The sequence below is a fragment of the Streptomyces sp. NPDC127190 genome, from assembly GCF_042672505.1.
In the GTDB taxonomy this organism is placed as follows: domain Bacteria; phylum Actinomycetota; class Actinomycetes; order Streptomycetales; family Streptomycetaceae; genus Streptomyces.
Window position 1 is genome coordinate 107,510 of the sequence record NZ_JBHXVE010000009.1, and the last position, 19,424, is coordinate 126,933.

At 72.0% G+C, this 19,424-nt stretch carries 17 protein-coding genes; 14 read left to right on the top strand and 3 right to left on the bottom strand.

Annotation, left to right across the window (positions count from 1 at the left end):
• Positions 1–5 precede the first annotated feature (5 nt).
• The gene (locus ACFVIU_RS16365) at positions 6–746 is read left to right on the top strand and encodes a nucleotidyltransferase domain-containing protein (protein ID WP_385843141.1); all 741 of its coding nucleotides are present in this window, start codon (positions 6–8) and stop codon (positions 744–746) included.
• 10 nt (positions 747–756) lie between these two features.
• Here ACFVIU_RS16365 and ACFVIU_RS16370 read toward each other — a convergent pair whose 3' ends face one another.
• The 3 genes from ACFVIU_RS16370 to ACFVIU_RS16380 form a co-directional block, all read right to left on the bottom strand.
• Positions 757–1,767 (bottom strand): heme A synthase, encoded by a 1,011-nt coding sequence (locus ACFVIU_RS16370; RefSeq protein ID WP_385843142.1) that lies wholly within the window; start codon positions 1,765–1,767, stop codon positions 757–759.
• Positions 1,768–1,836: 69 nt separating this feature from the next.
• Positions 1,837–2,610 carry an ABC transporter permease gene (locus ACFVIU_RS16375; protein WP_385843143.1) on the bottom strand — a complete coding sequence of 258 codons (774 nt, stop codon included), beginning with the start codon at positions 2,608–2,610 and terminating at the stop codon, positions 1,837–1,839.
• The gene (locus tag ACFVIU_RS16380; RefSeq protein ID WP_385843145.1) at positions 2,607–3,530 is read right to left on the bottom strand and encodes an ABC transporter ATP-binding protein; all 924 of its coding nucleotides are present in this window, start codon (positions 3,528–3,530) and stop codon (positions 2,607–2,609) included. Before ACFVIU_RS16380 ends, ACFVIU_RS16375 begins: the two co-directional genes overlap by 4 nt.
• A gap of 215 nt (positions 3,531–3,745) precedes the next feature.
• Here ACFVIU_RS16380 and ACFVIU_RS16385 point away from each other — a divergent pair, with 215 nt between their 5' ends.
• The 13 genes from ACFVIU_RS16385 to ACFVIU_RS16445 all read left to right on the top strand — a co-directional run bounded on the left by ACFVIU_RS16385 (position 3,746) and on the right by ACFVIU_RS16445 (position 19,339).
• The gene (locus ACFVIU_RS16385) at positions 3,746–4,480 is read left to right on the top strand and encodes a helix-turn-helix transcriptional regulator (RefSeq protein WP_385843146.1); all 735 of its coding nucleotides are present in this window, start codon (positions 3,746–3,748) and stop codon (positions 4,478–4,480) included.
• The gene (gene sufB / locus ACFVIU_RS16390; protein ID WP_360747512.1) at positions 4,477–5,898 is read left to right on the top strand and encodes a Fe-S cluster assembly protein SufB; all 1,422 of its coding nucleotides are present in this window, start codon (positions 4,477–4,479) and stop codon (positions 5,896–5,898) included. Before ACFVIU_RS16385 ends, sufB begins: the two co-directional genes overlap by 4 nt.
• A gap of 55 nt (positions 5,899–5,953) precedes the next feature.
• On the top strand, positions 5,954–7,138 hold the full coding sequence (gene sufD / locus ACFVIU_RS16395; RefSeq protein ID WP_385843147.1) for a Fe-S cluster assembly protein SufD: 1,185 nt from the start codon (positions 5,954–5,956) through the stop codon (positions 7,136–7,138).
• Complete coding sequence (locus tag ACFVIU_RS16400; RefSeq protein WP_385843148.1) at positions 7,135–7,452, top strand: non-heme iron oxygenase ferredoxin subunit; 318 nt, start codon at positions 7,135–7,137, stop codon at positions 7,450–7,452. Before sufD ends, ACFVIU_RS16400 begins: the two co-directional genes overlap by 4 nt.
• Before the next feature lie 7 nt (positions 7,453–7,459).
• Complete coding sequence (sufC, locus tag ACFVIU_RS16405; RefSeq protein WP_030617891.1) at positions 7,460–8,224, top strand: Fe-S cluster assembly ATPase SufC; 765 nt, start codon at positions 7,460–7,462, stop codon at positions 8,222–8,224.
• Complete coding sequence (locus ACFVIU_RS16410) at positions 8,221–9,477, top strand: cysteine desulfurase (protein ID WP_385843149.1); 1,257 nt, start codon at positions 8,221–8,223, stop codon at positions 9,475–9,477. Before sufC ends, ACFVIU_RS16410 begins: the two co-directional genes overlap by 4 nt.
• An 18-nt stretch (positions 9,478–9,495) precedes the next feature.
• Positions 9,496–9,963, top strand: coding sequence for a Fe-S cluster assembly sulfur transfer protein SufU (gene sufU, locus ACFVIU_RS16415; protein ID WP_385843150.1), 468 nt, complete (start codon positions 9,496–9,498; stop codon positions 9,961–9,963).
• On the top strand, positions 9,960–10,292 hold the full coding sequence (locus ACFVIU_RS16420; RefSeq protein WP_385843151.1) for a metal-sulfur cluster assembly factor: 333 nt from the start codon (positions 9,960–9,962) through the stop codon (positions 10,290–10,292). The genes sufU and ACFVIU_RS16420 overlap by 4 nt, the downstream gene beginning before the upstream one ends.
• Before the next feature lie 103 nt (positions 10,293–10,395).
• Complete coding sequence (locus tag ACFVIU_RS16425; protein ID WP_385843152.1) at positions 10,396–10,719, top strand: DMT family transporter; 324 nt, start codon at positions 10,396–10,398, stop codon at positions 10,717–10,719.
• The gene (locus tag ACFVIU_RS16430; RefSeq protein WP_385843154.1) at positions 10,719–11,252 is read left to right on the top strand and encodes a TetR/AcrR family transcriptional regulator; all 534 of its coding nucleotides are present in this window, start codon (positions 10,719–10,721) and stop codon (positions 11,250–11,252) included. Before ACFVIU_RS16425 ends, ACFVIU_RS16430 begins: the two co-directional genes overlap by 1 nt.
• Positions 11,253–11,317: 65 nt before the next feature.
• Positions 11,318–12,304: a 2,3,4,5-tetrahydropyridine-2,6-dicarboxylate N-succinyltransferase gene (dapD, locus tag ACFVIU_RS16435; protein ID WP_385843155.1), complete on the top strand. Its 987-nt coding sequence runs from the start codon at positions 11,318–11,320 to the stop codon at positions 12,302–12,304.
• Between the two features lie 193 nt (positions 12,305–12,497).
• The gene (locus ACFVIU_RS16440) at positions 12,498–14,552 is read left to right on the top strand and encodes a caspase family protein (protein WP_385843156.1); all 2,055 of its coding nucleotides are present in this window, start codon (positions 12,498–12,500) and stop codon (positions 14,550–14,552) included.
• Complete coding sequence (locus ACFVIU_RS16445) at positions 14,549–19,339, top strand: CHAT domain-containing protein (RefSeq protein ID WP_385843157.1); 4,791 nt, start codon at positions 14,549–14,551, stop codon at positions 19,337–19,339. The genes ACFVIU_RS16440 and ACFVIU_RS16445 overlap by 4 nt, the downstream gene beginning before the upstream one ends.
• The last annotated feature ends 85 nt before the right edge of the window (positions 19,340–19,424 follow it).

A 19,424-nucleotide genomic window follows, 5' to 3' on the forward strand; every position in this document is an offset into this window, starting at 1 on the left:
AGGGCATGCCGACCCCGACCCTGCTCGACCGGTTCCTGGACGGACTGCTGCCGCTGCGCCCTCTCGCGGTGTGGGCGCACGGCTCACTGGCCGGCGGTGACTACCAGGAGGGCCGCAGCGACCTCGACCTGATCGCCGTACTGCCGGAGCCGGTGTCCCTGAGGACGGTGCACCGGATGGTGCGTCTGCACCGCGGGCTGCGCACCGAGCCGCTCGCCGCCAAGCTGCACTGCAGCTATCTCACCCCGGCCACCCTGCACGACCCGGACCGGTCCCATCTCACCTGGGCGCACGAGCATGTCATGCGCCGCCCGGTCACCCCCGTCACCCGGCGCGAGCTGCACGCGTTCGGCCGGGTGCTGTACGGCGGGACACCGGCCGGGCTGCTGCCGGCGGTGCCGGAAGAGCAGTTGCGCGCCTTCGTCGTACGGGACCAGCGGGAGTACTGGCGGCCCCATGTGGACCGGGCCCGGCTGTGGACACGGGACATCTGGGTCGACGCGGGCATGCTGACCTTCGCCCGGGCCACCGTGACCCTGCGCGACGGGCGGCTGATCCCGAAGCGGGAGGCCCTGACCGAGCTGGCGTCGCTCGGCGCGCCGGCCGAGGTCGTCGCGGACATCGCCCGACGGCGCTACGACGAGGTCCCGGCTCCGGCGTCCGCGGACTGGCCCGCCCGCCGGGCGGAGCTGACCCGGGCGTATCTGGGTCCGGCGATCGACGCCCTGGTCGGCGCCTACGGGTGACGCAAGCGCCTCACGCGCGCGTGCCGACCGTGACCTCGGCGGCGGGGCCCGGCAGGTCCAGCGTGGTCTCCGGGCGCTCGCGCAGGGCGAGCAGGACGCGCAGCACCCCGATCCACATCACGCAGGAGCCGAGCATGTGGACCGCGACCAGCGCCTCGGGGAGGTGGGTGAAGTACTGGACATAGCCCACCACGCCCTGCGCCAGCAGCACGAGGAACAGCTCGCGGGTGCGGTCCAGCGGCCCCTTCGGCGCGTCGACCGCCTTCAGGACGAACCAGAGCGCGAAGGTCAGCGTCACCACGATCCAGGCGAGCACCGCGTGCAGCTTGGCCACGGTCTCCCAGTCGATGGGGATCCGCTTGACGTCGCTGGAGTCGCCCGCGTGCGGCCCGGCCCCGGTGACCACCGTGCCCGCCACGATGAGCAGCAGGGACGCGGCCGTCAGGACCCACACCAGCTGCTGCACGGCCTTGCCGACCAGCGGCCGGGGCGCGCCGTCGCCCTCGCGGGTGCGCTGCCACATCACCGCGGCGACCGCGACGAGCGCCGTGGCGGACAGGAAGTGCACCGCGACGGTGTACGGGTTGAGGCCCACGAGCACGACGATGCCGCCGATGACCGCGTTGCTCATCACCAGCCAGAACTGGGCCCAGCCGAGCCGGGTCAGGCTGCGCCGCCGGGGCTTCTCGGAGCGGGCGGCGATGATCGCCCAGCCGACGGCCGCGCACAGCACGTAGGTGAGCATGCGATTGCCGAACTCGATGGCGCTGTGGTAGCTCAGCGCCTGTGTCGGCGTGAGCGATCCGTCGGTGCACTCGGGCCAGGTGGGGCAGCCGAGGCCGGAGGCGGTCAGCCGTACGACACCGCCGGTGACGACGATGACCACCGACATCACGAGGGCGGCGAGGGCCGCCCGCTGGACGGTCCGGGGCTCGGGAGTCCAGCGGTCGGCGATGAAGGCGAGCGGGTTGCGCAGGGCCGCCGTCGCGTCGGCGCGGTTCAGCTTTGACACGCGCACCATCGTAGGCCGCCGCTTGTGCACGCTTTCACGAGGGGGGCCGTGTCACCGGTCACGCGGCGCGGCCGCCGGTCACTCCCAGCGGAAGAACCGTCCGGCGGCGGCCAGCCCGAGGACCGCCCAGACCGCGAGGATCCCCAGGTCGCCCCAGGGCACGCTGGCGCCGTGCTGGAGCACGTCGCGCAGTCCGTCGGAGAGCGCGGAGATGGGCAGCAGACCGAGGAGGTGCTGTCCGGTCGCGCCGAAACGGTCCAGCGGCACGATGACCCCGCCGCCGACCAGCAGCAGCAGGAACACCAGGTTCGCGGCGGCCAGCGTCGCTTCCGCCTTCAGCGTGCCCGCCATCAGCAGACCGAGCCCGGAGAAGGCGGCCGTACCGAGGACGAGGAGCAGCAGGACGGACGCCGGGTCGCCGTGCGGGGACCAGCCCAGCGCGAGCGCGATCACCGTCAGCAGGATCACCTGGAGGACCTCCGTGACCAGCACGGACGCCGTCTTCGCGGTCATCAGGCCCCAGCGCGGCAGCGGCGAGGAGGCGAGCCGCTTGAGCACGCCGTAGCGGCGCTCGAAGCCGGTCGCGATGGCCTGCCCGGTGAACGCCGTCGACATCACGGCGAGGGCCAGGACGCCGGGGGCGAGGAAGTCGACCGCCTTGCCCTTGCCGGTGTCCACGATGTCGACCGAGCTGAAGAGGACCAGCAGCAGGGTCGGGATGACCACCGTCAGCAGCAGCTGCTCGCCGTTGCGCAGCAGCATCTTCGTCTCCAGGGCCGCCTGGGCCGCGATCATGCGGGGCAGCGGCGCCGCCCCCGGCCGGGGCGCGTAGGTGCCGGAAGCGGTGGTCATGAGCGCAACTCCTTGCCGGTCAGCTCCAGGAAGACGTCCTCCAGGGTGTGCCGCTCCACGGAGATCCGGTCCGGCATCACGCCGTGCTGGGCGCACCAGGAGGTCACCGTGGCCAGCAGCTGCGGGTCGACCTTGCCGACGACCCGGTAGGCGCCCGGAGTCAGCTCGGCGGCCGTGCAGTCGGCCGGGAGCGCCTTGAGCAGCGAGGCCACGTCGAGGCCGGGCCGCCCGCTGAAGCGCAGGGTGTTCTCCGCGCCCCCCTTGCACAGCTCCTCCGGGGAGCCGTGGGCGATGACCCGGCCGCCGTCGATGATCGCCACGTCGTCGGCGAGCTGCTCGGCCTCTTCCATGGAGTGGGTGGTGAGGATCACCGAGACGCCGTCGGCGCGCAGGTCCCTCACCAGGTCCCAGGTGGCGCGGCGGGCCTGCGGGTCGAGGCCCGCGGTCGGCTCGTCCAGGAACACCAGCTCCGGGCGTCCGACGACGGCCATGGCGAGCGCGAGCCGCTGCTGCTGGCCGCCGGACAGCCGCCGGTAGCCGGTCCGGCCGCAGGAGCCGAGGCCCAGCCGCTCGATCAGGGCGTCCACGTCCAGCGGGTGCGCGTGCAGCTTCGCGATATGCCGGAGCATCTCGTCGGCGCGGGCGCCCGAGTAGACACCGCCGGACTGGAGCATCACCCCGATGCGGGGCCGCAGCTCCGCGGACTGCCGGACCGGGTCGAGGCCCAGGACGCGCACCGTGCCGGAATCCGGCTTCCGGTACCCCTCGCAGGTCTCGACCGTGGTCGTCTTCCCCGCCCCGTTGGGGCCGAGGACGGCGGTCACACCCGTCCGGGCCACCAGGTCGAGGCCGTCCACCGCGGTCTTCGTGCCGTACCGCTTCACCAGGGCCTGGACCTGGACGACGGGCTCACTTCGCATGGGTCCAGAGTCTAGGGAGAGCGCGTGCGGTCGGGACGCGCGGGTGCGGCAACTCGGACAACAGGGCCGGTCGGAGGGGGTGCGGGCGGGATTCCAGTGATCGATCAAAGATCGTTTCCGCAGGTCAGATTAGGTATGCCTAAGTGATGCAGGGCACCGTCCGATGATCCGGACGTCGCTTGTCAGGCTCCGCGGAATTACGCAACAATGGCGTTGTGAAAAACGTCGGCGAGGCTCGGGAGTCCCTCACGGGGGCCCCGCAGGAGGAGCTAGCGACCGGTGAGCGCTCCACGCGCAACCGGGTCGCGCGGTCCATCCTGGACCACGGTCCGTCGACCGTCGCCGAACTCGCCGGCCGGCTGGGACTGACCCAGGCGGCCGTCCGCCGTCACCTGGACGCGCTCGTCGCCGACGACGTCGTACAGGCCCGCGAGCAGCGTGTGTACGGCACGCGCACGCGAGGCCGTCCCGCCAAGGTCTTCGCGCTCACCGACTGCGGCCGGGACGCCTTCGACCAGTCGTACGACAAGCTCGCCGTCGACGCCCTGCGCTGGATCGCCGAGCAGGAGGGCGGCGCCGAGGCGGTCGCCGCCTTCGCGCGCGCGCGGATCACCGCCCAGGCGAGCGCCTACCGCAAGGCGATCGAGGCGGTCACCCCCGACAAGCGCGCCGAAGCGCTGGCGAAGGCCTTGAGCATGGACGGGTACGCTGCTACGGCGCGCAGCGCACCGGTCGGCGAGCAGCTCTGCCAGCACCACTGCCCGGTCGCCCATGTCGCGGAACAGTTCCCGCAGCTGTGCGAGGCGGAGACGGAGATCTTCGCCGAGCTGCTCGGTACCCACGTCCAGCGGCTGGCGACCATCGCGCACGGCGACGGCGTGTGCACGACGTTCATCCCCAAGACATCCACTGACGCACCTGCAAGCACGGCCGGGAGGAACCCCGCATGACTCTCCCCACGGAGACTGCCCACCCCGAACTCGAGGGCCTGGGCAAGTACGAATACGGCTGGGCCGACTCGGACGTGGCCGGTGCCTCCGCGCGGCGCGGCCTGAACGAGGACGTCGTCCGCGACATCTCCGGCAAGAAGTCGGAGCCGGAGTGGATGACCAAGCTGCGCCTGAAGGGCCTGAAGCTCTTCGAGAAGAAGCCCATGCCGAACTGGGGCTCCGACCTCTCCGGCATCGACTTCGACAACATCAAGTACTTCGTGCGCTCCACGGAGAAGCAGGCGGAGTCCTGGGAGGACCTGCCCGAGGACATCAAGAACACCTACGACAAGCTGGGCATCCCGGAGGCCGAGAAGCAGCGCCTGGTCGCCGGCGTCGCCGCCCAGTACGAGTCGGAGGTCGTCTACCACCAGATCCGCGAGGACCTGGAGGAGCAGGGCGTCATCTTCCTCGACACCGACACCGCGCTGAAGGAGCACCCGGAGCTCTTCAAGGAGTACTTCGGGACCGTCATCCCCGCCGGTGACAACAAGTTCGCCGCGCTGAACACGGCCGTCTGGTCCGGCGGCTCCTTCATCTACGTGCCGAAGGGCGTGCACGTCGAGATCCCGCTCCAGGCCTACTTCCGTATCAACACGGAGAACATGGGCCAGTTCGAGCGGACCCTGATCATCGTCGACGAGGGTGCCTACGTGCACTACGTCGAGGGCTGCACCGCCCCGATCTACAAGTCGGACTCGCTGCACTCCGCGGTCGTCGAGATCATCGTCAAGAAGAACGCCCGCTGCCGCTACACGACCATCCAGAACTGGTCGAACAACGTCTACAACCTGGTCACCAAGCGCGCCGTGGCCTACGAGGGCGCGACCATGGAGTGGATCGACGGCAACATCGGCTCCAAGGTGACGATGAAGTACCCGGCCGTCTACCTGATGGGCGAGCACGCCAAGGGCGAGACCCTGTCCATCGCCTTCGCCGGCGAGGGCCAGCACCAGGACGCCGGCGCCAAGATGGTCCACATGGCGCCGAACACCTCGTCCAACATCGTGTCGAAGTCCGTCGCGCGCGGCGGCGGCCGCACCTCCTACCGCGGTCTGATCGAGATCGGCGAGGGCGCCCCCGGCTCCAAGTCGAACGTGCTGTGCGACGCGCTGCTGGTCGACACCATCTCCCGCTCGGACACCTACCCCTACGTGGACGTCCGAGAGGACGACGTGTCCATGGGCCACGAGGCCACCGTCTCCAAGGTCTCCGAGGACCAGCTCTTCTACCTGATGAGCCGCGGCCTCTCCGAGGACGAGGCCATGGCGATGATCGTGCGCGGCTTCGTCGAGCCGATCGCCAAGGAGCTGCCGATGGAGTACGCGCTGGAGCTCAACCGGCTGATCGAGCTGCAGATGGAAGGCGCGGTCGGCTGACGCCGCCCGCATCGCCAGCAGACGCCTTACTCAGAAAGAGAGCACTACGACAGCCATGGCCGAGGCCCAGAACATCCCGGTGGGCTCCACCACCGCCGGCTCGATCGCGGTCGCCGCGGAGTCGACCGTCGTCTCGCGCATGAGCGCGCCCCCGTCCTTCGACGTCGCGGACTTCCCGGTCCCGCACGGCCGCGAGGAGGAGTGGCGGTTCACCCCGCTGGAGCGCCTGCGCGGGCTGCACGACGGCACCGCCGTCGCGAACGGCGACGGTGTGAAGGTCGACGTACAGGCCCCCGAGGGCGTCACCGTCGAGACCGTCGGCCGCGACGACGCGCGGCTCGGCAAGGCGGGCACCCCGGTGGACCGCGTCGCCGCGCAGGCGTACTCGGCCTTCGAGAAGGCCTCGGTCGTGACCGTCCCCAAGGACACCGTCCTCACCGAGCCCATCCGCATCGCCGTACACGGCCAGGGCGGCACCGCCTTCGCCCACCAGATCATCGAGCTGGGCAGCTTCGCCGAGGCCGTCGTGGTCATCGACCACACCGGTGACGCCGTGCTCGCCGCCAACGTCGACTACCTCCTCGGTGACGGCGCCAAGCTGACCGTCGTCTCCGTCCAGGACTGGGACGACAAGGCCGTCCACGTCGCCCAGCACAACGCGCTGGTCGGCCGGGACGCCTCCGTCAAGTCGGTGGTCGTGACCTTCGGCGGCGACGTGGTCCGGCTGCACCCGCGCGTGACGTACGCCGGCACCGGCGGCGAGGCCGAGCTGTTCGGCCTGTACTTCACCGACGCCGGGCAGCACCAGGAGCACCGTCTGCTGGTCACCCACAACGCCCCGCACTGCAAGTCCAACGTCGTCTACAAGGGCGCGCTCCAGGGCGAGGAAGCGCACGCGGTCTGGATCGGTGACGTCCTCATCGAGGCCTCGGCCGAGGGCACGGACACCTACGAGATGAACCGCAACCTGGTCCTCACGGACGGCGCGCGCGTCGACTCGGTGCCGAACCTGGAGATCGAGACCGGCGAGATCGTCGGCGCCGGCCACGCCTCCGCCACCGGCCGCTTCGACGACGAGCAGCTCTTCTACCTGATGGCCCGCGGCATCCCGGAGCACGAGGCGCGGCGCCTGGTGGTCCGCGGCTTCTTCGCCGAGCTGGTCCAGCAGATCGGCGTCGCCGACATCGAGGAGCGCCTGCTCGCCAAGATCGAGGAGGAGCTGGAGGCTTCGGTCGCATGACCTTCGTACGCGCCTGCGGGCTGAGCGAGCTGGAGGAGGACACCCCGAAGCGGGTGGAACTCGACGGCACGCCGGTCTCGGTCGTCAGGACCGAGGGCGAGGTGTTCGCGATCCACGACATCTGCTCCCACGCGAACGTCTCCCTCTCCGAGGGCGAGGTGGAGGACTGCCAGATCGAGTGCTGGCTGCACGGCTCCGCCTTCGACCTCCGCACCGGCAAGCCGTCCGGCCTCCCGGCCACGCGCCCCGTCCCCGTATACCCCGTAAAGATCGAAGGGGACGACGTTCTCGTCTCCCTCTCCCAGGAGTCCTGAGGCACCCATGGCAACGCTTGAAATCCGAGACCTGCACGTCACCGTCGAGGCCGACAACGCCACGAAGGAGATCCTCAAGGGCGTCGACCTCACCGTGAAGCAGGGCGAGACGCACGCCATCATGGGCCCCAACGGCTCCGGCAAGTCGACCCTCGCCTACTCCCTCGCGGGTCACCCGAAGTACACCATCACCGGCGGCACCGTCACCCTCGACGGCGAGGACGTCCTGGAGATGTCCGTCGACGAGCGCGCCCGCGCCGGCCTGTTCCTGGCGATGCAGTACCCGGTCGAGGTCCCCGGCGTCTCGGTCTCCAACTTCCTGCGCACCTCCGCCACCGCCATCCGCGGCGAGGCCCCGAAGCTGCGCACCTGGGTGAAGGAGGTCAAGGAGGCCATGGAGCGCCTCAACATGGACCCGTCCTTCGCCGAGCGCAACGTGAACGAGGGCTTCTCCGGCGGTGAGAAGAAGCGCCACGAGATCCTCCAGCTGGAGCTGCTCAAGCCGAAGGTCGCGATCCTGGACGAGACCGACTCCGGCCTCGACGTCGACGCCCTCCGCATCGTTTCCGAGGGCGTCAACCGTGTCCGCGAGACCGGCGAGGTCGGCACCCTGCTGATCACGCACTACACGCGCATCCTGCGCTACATCAAGCCCGACCACGTCCACGTGTTCGCCGGCGGCCGCATCGTCGAGTCCGGTGGCCCCGAGCTCGCGGACAAGCTGGAGAACGAGGGCTACGAGGCATACGTGAAGGGTGGCGCATCCGCGTGACACAGCTGCCGGGCCTCCTCGACACCGAGGCGCTGCGCAAGGACTTCCCCATCCTGGACCGGGTGCTCCACGACGGTAAGAAGCTGGTGTACCTGGACAACGCGGCGACCTCCCAGACGCCGCGCCAGGTGCTCGACGTGCTCTCCGAGTACTACGAGCAGCACAACGCCAACGTCCACCGCGGTGTGCATGTGCTCGCCGAGGAGGCCACGGCGCTGTACGAGGGCGCGCGCGACAAGGTCGCCGACTTCATCAACGCGCCGAGCCGCGACGAGGTGATCTTCACCAAGAACGCCTCCGAGTCGCTGAACCTCGTGGCCAACATGCTGGGCTGGGCCGAGGAGCCCTACCGGGTGGACCACGAGACCGAGATCGTCATCACGGAGATGGAGCACCACTCCAACATCGTGCCGTGGCAGCTGCTCGCGCAGCGCACGGGCGCGAAGCTGAAGTGGTTCGGTCTCACGGACGACGGCCGGCTCGACCTGTCCAACATCGACGAGATCATCACCGAGAAGACGAAGATCGTCTCCTTTGTGCTGGTCTCCAACATCCTGGGCACCCTCAACCCGGTCGAGGCGATAGTGCGCCGCGCGCAGGAGGTCGGTGCGCTCGTCTGCGTCGACGCCTCCCAGGCCGCCCCGCACATGCCGCTGGACGTGCAGGCACTCCAGGCCGACTTCGTGGCCTTCACCGGCCACAAGATGTGCGGCCCGACCGGCATCGGCGTCCTGTGGGGCCGCCAGGAGCTGCTCGAGGACCTGCCGCCCTTCCTGGGCGGCGGCGAGATGATCGAGACCGTCTCGATGCACTCGTCCACGTACGCCCCGGCGCCGCACAAGTTCGAGGCGGGCACCCCGCCGATCGCGCAGGCGGTCGGGCTGGGCGCCGCGATCGACTACCTCCAGTCGATCGGCATGGACAAGATCCTCGCCCATGAGCACGCGCTGACGGAGTACGCGGTCCAGCGGCTGTCCGAGGTCCCCGACCTGAGGATCATCGGCCCGACCACGGCCGAGGACCGGGGCGCCGCGATCTCCTTCACCCTCGGGGACATCCACCCGCACGACGTGGGCCAGGTCCTCGACGAGCAGGGCATCGCGGTCCGGGTCGGCCACCACTGCGCCCGCCCGGTCTGCCTGCGGTACGGAATTCCTGCGACCACGCGAGCGTCGTTCTATCTGTACTCCACGCCGGCCGAGATCGACGCACTGGTCGCGGGGCTGGAGCACGTTCGGAACTTCTTCGGCTGAAGGGCGTGAGCTGAGACCGTGAAGCTGGACTCGATGTACCAGGACGTCATCCTGGACCACTACAAGAACCCGCACGGGCGTGGTCTGAGGGACGGCGACGCCGAGGTACACCACGTGAACCCGACGTGCGGCGACGAGATCACCCTGCGCGTGCGGTACGAGGGCAGCAGGATCGAGGACGTCTCGTACGAGGGCCAGGGCTGCTCCATCAGCCAGGCCAGCGCGTCCGTCCTCAACGAGCTGCTGGTCGGCAAGGAACTGTCCGAGGCGCAGCGGATCCAGGAGACCTTCCTGGAGCTGATGCAGTCCAAGGGCAGGATCGAGCCGGACGACGCGATGGAGGAGGTCCTGGAGGACGCGGTCGCGTTCGCGGGCGTCTCCAAGTACCCCGCGCGGGTCAAGTGCGCCCTCCTGAGCTGGATGGCGTGGAAGGACGCGACGGCCCAGGCGCTGGGTGGCGCCGAGGCCGAAAGGAAGACGGCATGACCGACACCGCAGAGATGAAGCCCGCGTCCGAGGAGGAGCTGCGTGAGGCCCTGATGGACGTCGTCGACCCCGAGCTGGGCATCGACGTCGTCAACCTCGGGCTGATCTACGGCATCCACATCGACGACTCCAATGTGGCGACGGTCGACATGACCCTCACCTCGGCGGCCTGCCCGCTGACGGACGTCATCGAGGACCAGGCCAAGTCCGCCACCGACGGCCTGGTCAACGAGCTGCGCATCAACTGGGTCTGGATGCCGCCGTGGGGCCCGGACAAGATCACCGACGAGGGCCGCGACCAGCTGAGGGCGCTCGGCTTCAACGTCTGAGCACCGCCCGAGTGCGGGAAGGGGCCGTGGCACCATGCCGCGGCCCCTTTTCCGTTCCCTCGTTGTGTACGGCCGTACACCTGTGCTGTGTACGCTCGTACACATGGGATACCTGCTGCTCGCCGGCGCCATAGCCGCCGAGGTCGCCGCCACGACGGCGATGAAGTACAGCGCGGGGTTCAGCCGGCTCGGGCCCTCGGCCGTGACCGTGCTCGGTTACCTCGTCTCCTTCGCGCTGCTCGCGCAGACGCTGAAGACCGTGCAGATCGGGACCGCGTACGCCATCTGGTCCGGGGTGGGCACCGCGGCCATCGCCGTGCTCGGGCTGCTGCTGTTCGGGGAGGGGCTCGGGGTGGCCAAGGTCGCCGGGATCCTGCTGATCATCGGCGGAGTGGTGGTGCTCAACCTGGGCGGGGCGAGTCACTGATGCCCCGGCGCTACGACCCCGACCGGCGCCGGCGGATCATCGACGCCGCGATCCGGGTGGTCGGGCGGGACGGCATCGCCGGGCTGAGCCACCGCTCGGTGGCCGCCGAGGCCGACGTACCGCTCGGCTCCACGACGTACCACTTCGCCACCCTGGAAGAGCTGATGGTGGCAGCGCTGCGGCAGGCCAACGAGGGCTTCGGCAGGGTGCTCGCCGAGCGGCTGCCGGAGGGCGGCCACGGCGACCTCGCCACCGAGCTGGCCGCGGCCCTCGGAGCCTGGCTGGGCGGCGAGCGCACCGGGGTGGAGCTGGAGTACGAGCTGTATCTGGCCGCGCTGCGGCGGCCCGCGCTGCGGCCCGTCGCCGCCGAGTGGACCGAGCAGGCGACCGCGCTGCTCACCCGCCGCACCGACCCGGTCACCGCCCGGGCGCTGCTCGCGCTGATGGACGGCATCGGCCTTCAGGTGCTGCTCACGGGCGGTTCCTACGACGAGGAGTACGCCCGCACCGCGCTGGCTCGGCTGATCCCCTGAAAGCCGCGCCCGGCACATGAGACGCCATTCGCCCTCACCACCCCGCTCACGTTAGGTTTTCCCCCATGACCGAGTCTGCTTCCCGTACCACCGGCGCTGTCGCCGCCGGCCTCGCCACCATCGCCTCCGACGGCACCGTCCTCGACACCTGGTTCCCGGCCCCCGAGCTGGTCGAGGCGCCCGGCCCGGCCGGCACCGAGCGGCTGACCGCCGAGCAGGCGGCGGAGCTGCTGGGCGGCGGCGCGACCGCGGCGGTCGGCCCGGACAACCGCCGGGGCGTCGAGGTGGTCGCGGTGCGCACGGTCATCGCCTCGCTGGACGAGAAGCCGATCGACGCGCACGACACCTACCTGCGGCTGCACCTGCTCTCGCACCGCCTGGTCAAGCCGCACGGCCAGAACCTGGACGGCATCTTCGGCCACCTCGCCAACGTCGCCTGGACCTCGCTCGGCCCGGTCGCCGTGGACGACATCGAGAAGGTGCGGCTCAACGCCCGCGCCGAGGGCCTGCACCTCCAGGTCACCTCGATCGACAAGTTCCCGCGCATGACGGACTACGTCGCCCCCAAGGGCGTCCGCATCGCCGACGCCGACCGGGTCCGGCTGGGCGCTCACCTGGCCGCCGGCACCACGGTCATGCACGAGGGCTTCGTCAACTTCAACGCCGGCACGCTCGGCACCTCCATGGTCGAGGGCCGGATCTCCGCCGGTGTCGTGGTCGGCGACGGCTCGGACATCGGCGGCGGCGCCTCCACCATGGGCACCCTGTCCGGCGGCGGCAACGTGATCATCTCCATCGGCGAGCGCTGCCTGATCGGCGCCGAGGCGGGCGTCGGCATCGCCCTCGGCGACGAGTGCGTGGTCGAGGCGGGCCTGTACATCACCGCGGGCACCCGCATCACCATGCCCGACGGCCAGATCGTCAAGGCCCGCGAACTCAACGGCGCCTCCAACATCCTCTTCCGCCGCAACTCGGTCACCGGCACGGTGGAGGCCCGCCCGAACAACGCGGTCTGGGGCGGCTTGAACGACATCCTGCACAGCCACAACTGACCCACGTGTCTCATTGAGCGCCCTTCCGCCGTGGTGCGGGAGGGCGCTCCGTGCTGTCCGGGGTTCTGCCGGTCGCGGGCGGTATCGGTGCAAAGCCGGTGTCTCGTGGCATCTGGTGCCTCAACTGCCGTACAGGGTCTAGCATTTACCGCCTCGGTGGCGAAGAGGCCGCGGAGCGCGAAGGGACGGCCGTATGGTGCAGACCGTGTACGCCCTGCTCGTGGGGGTGGACGACTACCAGGGCCGGCTCAGGTCGCTCAAGGGTTGTGTGGCCGATGTGCTCGCCTTCGAGGCGTTTCTGCGGGGGCGGGTGCCGGACGAGCGGCTGCGCGTGCGCGTGCTGCGCGACGGGGAGGCGACCCGGCAGGCCGTCATCGACGGCTTTCTGACCCACCTCGCCCAGGCGGGACCGGAGGACGTCGCCGTGTTCTGCTTCGCCGGGCACGGCTCGCTCGAACCGGTCGAGGAGCGTTTCTGGCATCTGGAGCCGACCGGCTGGAACCAGACCCTGGTGTGCGCCGACAGCCGGCTGCCCGGGGTGCCCGACCTCGCCGACAAGGAGATCAACCAGCTCGTCGGCACGGTCGCCGCCACGGGGGCCCATGTGCTCGGCGTTCTGGACAGCTGCCATTCCGGCGGGGCCACCCGGGACCTGCCGGAGGTGGGGGTCCGCTCGGCGCCCCCCGCCACCGCGCCGAGACCCTTCGAGCAGTACCTTCCCGCCCTGCGGACCGCATGGGCGGCGACCGTCCGCGACGGGGGCGGGGGCGGCGAAGGGGGTGAGCCGCCGCGGCAGGTGACCCTGTCGGCCTGCGAGTCGCTCCAGACGGCCAAGGAACTGCCCTTCGGCGGACGGCACCGGGGCGTCTTCTCGTTCATGCTCCAGCGCGCCCTCGCCCGGCTCGGGCCGCAGGCCACCTACCGCGACCTGCTCGGCGCCGCCGCGGCGGGGGTCAGGGACCGGGTGGGGGAGCAGGACCCCGTCGGGTACGCCATGCCCCCGCAGGCGCTCGACCAGCCGCTCTTCGGCGGGGCGTTACGGCCGCGGGCCCACGGCATCTCCCTGGAGCACCGGCGGGGCGAGTGGTGGATCGACGCCGGTACGGTGCACGGCATCCAGCCGCCCCGCGGTGACGAGTCCGTCGTCCTCGCCGTCCTCCCGCCCGAGGAGCGGCCCGGGGCGGGGGCGGGCCACCCGCTCGGCCGGGTCCGGGTCACCGCGGTGGAGCCCGCCCGCAGCCGGGTCGCCGTCGAGCCGTCGGACTGGCGGCCGCGCACCGGAAGCCGCTATCCCGCTGTCGTGGTGGACGCGCCCGTGCCCCAGGCCACGGTCGAGGTACGCGGCGACGGCCCCGCGGCCGCGCTGGTGCGCACGGCGATCGCGGACTCCCCGCACCTCGGCGCAGCCGAGGGCGCGGTGGACCCCGCGGGCCAGGACGACCGCTTCCTCGTCCTGACCGGCGAGCCGTCCCGCCCCGGCACCGAACCCGCGCTGCTGATCGCGCGGCCCGACGGCACCCCGCTGGCCGGCCCGGTCCCGGCGACGGCGGACGGGGCCGTCACGGTGCGGCGCCGCCTCGAACACCTCGCCCGCTGGCACCTGATCAAGCGGCTGGACAACCCGGGATCGTGGATCGCGGACCTGGTCCGTGTCGAGATCGTCCCCGCCGAGCCCGGCGAGACGGCACCGCCCGCGCCCGGCACCCGGCCGCCGCTGACGCCCGGCGCCGACGGACGGATCCAGCTGCACTACCGGAAGGCCGGCACCGGCTGGCGGCGGCCGTACGTCTGGATCCACCTCCACAACGACAGTCCCACGGACCTCTACTGCACCCTGCTCGACCTCACCGACCGCTACCGGTGCCACAGCCTGCTGTATCCGGGCGGCCTGCTGCCGGCGGGGGCGGTGACGGTCGCCTACGACGGCCGCCCCGTCGATGTCTCCCTGCCCGCGGAACGCCTCGGCGTCCCCGGCGCCGAGGTGCTCGATCATCTGAAGCTCATCGCGTCCGAACAGCGCTTCTCGCCCGACGCGTTCGAACTGCCCGTCCTCGACGGACCGCCGTCCCGCCGGGCGCCGTCCCGCGCCGGTACCGGCCGGACCCTGCTCGACCGGCTCGCCGGCACGGCCGCCACCCGGGACCTGGGGAGCGCGGGCCCGGACGCCCCGGAATGGACGACCACCCTGGTCACACTGCGCACCTTCGGGCCGTCGGCCCACCCGGCGGAGGGAACGGTACGACGATGACGCACCCCGGGCGGCCCCAGCCGTCGGCCGCAGCCCTGAGCGAGGAGCTGGACGCCTGCCTGGCGTCCCCGCCGGACGCCGAGCACCTGGACGGCCTCCTCGACTCCGTACGGCAGACGGCCGAGGCGCTGATCGAGCAGGGCGCACCACAGGAGGCGCTGCCGATCGTCCGGCAGGGCGAGGCGCTGGCCACCCTGACCGGAAGCACCGAGCACGCGGTGCATCTGCGGGTGCTCCTCGCGGAGGCGGAGGACGAGGAGGAGGCCGCGCTCGCCTGGTGCCGCTCCGCAGCGGAACTCGCCGCCCGACAGGAGAGCGGCTGGCTGTGTTTCTGGACCCTGGTCCAGGTCTCCGGCGTCTTTGCACGGCTGAACCGCTGGCGTCCGGCGGCCGTGCTCCTCGCCCAGGCCACGGTCATGTCCGAGGGCGCGCAGCGGCACGAGTACACATGGCCGGCCGCGATGCAGGCGGCGAGGGCGTATCTGACGGCTGGTGAACTCCATCTCGCCCAGGAGTTCCTGGAGTTGGCGCAGGCGGCGTACGAGAGAGCCGACGGGGTGTCTGCCAGCGGGGTCACCGGGGAGGAGCTCGCCCTGGCATGGGCCGAACTCGCCAACGAGCTTCTCCAGGACGCACCGCAAGCGGCTGCCGAGGCGGCCGGACACGCCCTGGCCCTCGCGCCGGGACGGTTCGAGTCGCTGCGCGTGCGGGCGCACGCCCTGATCCTCCTCGAGGACTATCCCAACGCCGTGACCGCCTACCGTGCCTGGCTGGAGGTGGCGCCCGGCAGCGCCTTCGCCTGGAACAACCTCGCGGTGTGCCTGTCGGAGACGGGGGAACCGGAGGGCGCCCTGGAAGCGTGGGCCCGCGCCGCTGCGGCCGCGCCGGAGGAGCTGCGGTTCCGCGTCCATCACGCCCGCGCGCTCGTGGTGAACGGCCACCTCGACGCGGCCGTGGCCGAGTTCGGCGAGGTGATACGCATCGGCGAGGCACTCGAAGCGGGGGCCTCCGGCGGTTCCGCAGAGCCTGCCGCAGAGCCGGTTGCGACGCCCTCCGGGGCCGGTGTGGTGCCCTCCGGGCCCGGCGTGACGCCCTCCGGGCCGGCGGTTGCGACGCCTTCCGGGCCGGCGGTTGCGACGCCTTCCGGGCCGGCGGTTGCGACGCCTTCCGGGCCGGCGGTTGCGACGCCTTCCGGGCCGGATGCGACGCCCTCCGGGGCCGGTGTGGTGCCCTTTGGGCCGGCCGTGACGCCCTCCGGGCCGGCGGTTGCGACGTCTTCCGGGCCGGCGGCGATACCCTCCGACCCCGTCAACGCCCCTCGCCCGCTGCCCGATTCCGTTGCCCGGCAGATCGACGTCGCGTTGACCGAGCGGGCGCTGATCAACCTGGAGCGTGGGCGTACGGAGCCGACCGCGGCCGATGCCGAACGGCTCCTCGCCCGGCCGTCCGTCGCCGCCCGCACCGCCGGGCACGCGTTGCGTGCCGAGCTGTGCGAGCGCCGCGGGGATCTGGAGGGTGCGCTCGCGGAGTGCGAGCGAGCACCCGAGCCGAGCACCGGTGTGCTGGAGCTGCACGCCCGCCTCCTGCTGCGCGGGGGCCGCGATGACGAGGCCCTCGACGTCCTGGAACGCCTGGCGTCCCGGGAGCACGCCCCGGAGACGGCCGTCGAGATCCTCGACGAGATGGTGGAGCGGCTGCCCGGCCGGGCCCGGCCCCTGGCGGTGCGCGGCCTGGCCCACTTCCAGGCCGAGCGCCCGCGCCGCGCACTGGCCGATCTCCGCGCCGCCGTGGCCGCGGGCCACACCGCCTGGCGGACGTATCTGCTGCTGGGGCTCAGCTGTGTGCGGATGGACCCGGGCGAGGGCGACTCCCAGAGCATCGACCTGATGTCGGGACTGAAGGCGCTGGGCAGGGCGGTCCTGTGCGCGGCCGAACAGGGGGGCGACCCGGAGGGGGAGGCGACCGGGGCACTGGTCTGGCTGCTGGACCGCATGTTCGGTGCCTCGCGCTTCCTGGACGCGGCCGCCGTGACCGCCCTGCTGGACCTGGAACCGCCGTGGCTGTCCGCGGTGCCGCAGCTGCGTCCCGCCCTGGTCGGGCACTACGAGGCCGGCATGCTCGTCGGCGAGGGGAAGTGGCGGGAGGCGGCGGACATCTGGGAGTCCGTGCAGCTCGCCTTCGAGGCCGCGGGGTTCCCGGTGAGCGCCGCCCGGACGAGCCTGGCGATCGCGGACGCACTGCTGAGGGTGCAGGACCTGGACGCCGTCGCCGCCCATCTCGACCGGGCCGACGGCATGACGCTGCTGCTCGCGAAGCCCATGACCGCGAATCTCAGGACGCTGGACCATCCCCAGGACCAGGTGGCCTGGATGGAGCTGGAGTACCTGGACGTCTACGGCATCGGCGCCAAGGAGTACATCAACGTACTGCGCGGCCTGCGGATCATCTTCACCGCGCGCTCCGGTGACGTACGGGCGGCCGCGGAGGAGATCGGCGACGGCTCCTGGGTCTTCGTCGAGGAGGACGGCCGTACCGTGGTCGCGCCGGGCCTGTCGGTGACGGGCGTGACGAGCCTGGCCCAGATCCTGCGCGACGCCGGGCAGTGGGAACGGGCCGCGGAGCTGCTGACCACGGCCCTGACCACGGAGCAGGGTGCCCGGCACGCCGGGGCGCACGCCACCTTCTCCACCCTGGTGGTGGACGACTTCGCGGAGTCCACCCGCTACCTGGACCTCGCCACCGAGTACGCGGCGGACTGGCAGCGGCCGGCCCTGCTGACGATGCGGGCGCAGCTCTGCCTCCTGCACGAACGCTGGGACGAGGCCCTGGAGCTGCTGGACGCGGCGGCGTCCGCCGCCACGGAGTACGGGCTGGCCTTCGAGCTGCTGCGCAGTCGGGTGGAGCTGGGCCGGGGCAACGCGGCGGAGGCGGCCGACCTGGTCGTCCGGCTGGTCGCCCGGGCCGAGGAGAGCCGGCTGAACCTGTCCCGCTGGGAACTGCGGATGGCGTGGTCGGGAACCGCCGTCCCGCTGTACCGCACGGCGATCGAGGCGTGCCTCGCGGCGGGCCGTACCCTGGCGGCCTTCGACTTCGCCGAACGGGCCCGCGCCCGCGCCTTTCTCGACGAGGACGCGCTGGCGGACCCCGAGGTCGACGCGCTGGTCACCGCCCAGCGGGAACGGCAGGAGGAACTGGACTGGCTCGACGCGCTCACCACCCCCTACACCGCCGCCGACGTGGCCCGGCTGCTGCTGCTCGAAGGCCGCTACGGCGGCAGCCGGGAGCTGCCCGAGGGGTTCCGCGTCCACACGCCGACCACCCGCATCGACACCAGCGACATCCGCCACCGCCTCCGCAACGACCACGAGGCGCTCACCCGGGACCTTGACCGCGCGCAGGTGGAGGCGATGCGCCGGCAGGGTGTGGAGCCGGTCGGCTGGCAGCGGCTGCACGAGGCCGTCGGCGGGGCCGCGCACATCGCCCTGTACCACGTCCTCGACAGCGGCCGGGTGCTGCTCTTCACCTCGGGCGCGGGCGCCGAGCCCCGCGCGGTCACCATCGAGGTCGACCTGTACGAGATCGGCGATGTCCTCGACGCCGCCGTGCGCGGCACCCGCTTCGACTTCCGCACGGTGGACCTGGAGCGGCTGCAACGGGCCGCGGCACCGCTCGTCGCACCGCTCGCCGCGGTGCCGGCCGACGAACTGATCGCGCTCGTCCCGCACGGTGCGCTGCACGACGTCCCGCTGCACGTCCTCGAGGTCGCGGGCGTGCCGCTGGGGCTGCGCAACCCGGTCTGCTACGCGCCCAGCGCCTCGCTGCTCGTGCGCCGGCTGTCCAGCAGCGCGCCGCAGGCGTCCGGCGAGCCGCTGGTGGTGGGGGACCCGGGAGGCGACCTCGCCCACGCCCGCATCGAGGCCGTGACGGTGGCCCGGCAACTGGGCATCCCCCCGGTGCTCGGCGAGGACGTGTCCAAGCGCCTGGTCACCGACGCCCTGCTGCGCACCCAGTCCCCGCCGGGGCTGGTCCATCTGGCCGCCCACGGCATCCTGGACACCGCCGACGGGGCGGTGGGCATCGTCCTGGGCGGTGCCCGGGCCGCCGACGGCCGCGAGCGGCAGATACTGGGCGCGGCCGATCTGCGCGGTGCCCGGCTCTCCGCCGCCCTCGTCGTGCTGAGCTGCTGCACCAGCGGGGTCAACGGCATGCGCCCCGGCGACGAACTGACCGGGCTGGTCCGCAGCTTCCTCACCGCCGGCGCGGCCTCCGTGATCGTCAGCCAGTGGTCGGTGGACGACCTGTCCACCTCGCTGCTGATGCGCGCCTTCTACGAACGTCTGGGCGCCGCCGCGTCCGACGGCGCTCCCGCCTCCCTCGCCCACGCGCTGCGCGACGCGGTGCTCCGGGTCCGCTCCCTGACCCGGCAGCAGGTGGCGGACCTGACCGCACCGGACACGGCCGGGGGCCTGACCGGGGCGGAACCGGCCACCCGGCGCGCCCTGCGGATCGGTTCGGCGGCCCTGAGCACGGACTTCGCCACGGCCCGTGCCGCGCTGGCCGTCAGCTCCGATCCCGCCCTGCGGGACGCGGCGCTGGAGGCGGAGGAGCGCCGTGAGGCCCTGGCCGCCGCCGGGCTGAGCGAGGAGGACCGGGCGTTCCCCTTCCGGCATCCCCATTACTGGGCGCCGTTCGTGCTGGTGGGAGACTGGCGCCTGCCGCGCCCCGGGGACGGACGGGCGAGGGAGGCCGCCGGAGGTTCGTCCGCAGGCCCTAGCGGCAGCGGCTGATCCGCCGCCGGTACGGCACCCGCCGTACCCAGGCCTCCCGCTCGTCGATCCGCCCGGCTCAACGGCTACCGGGAGCTGTCCGGCG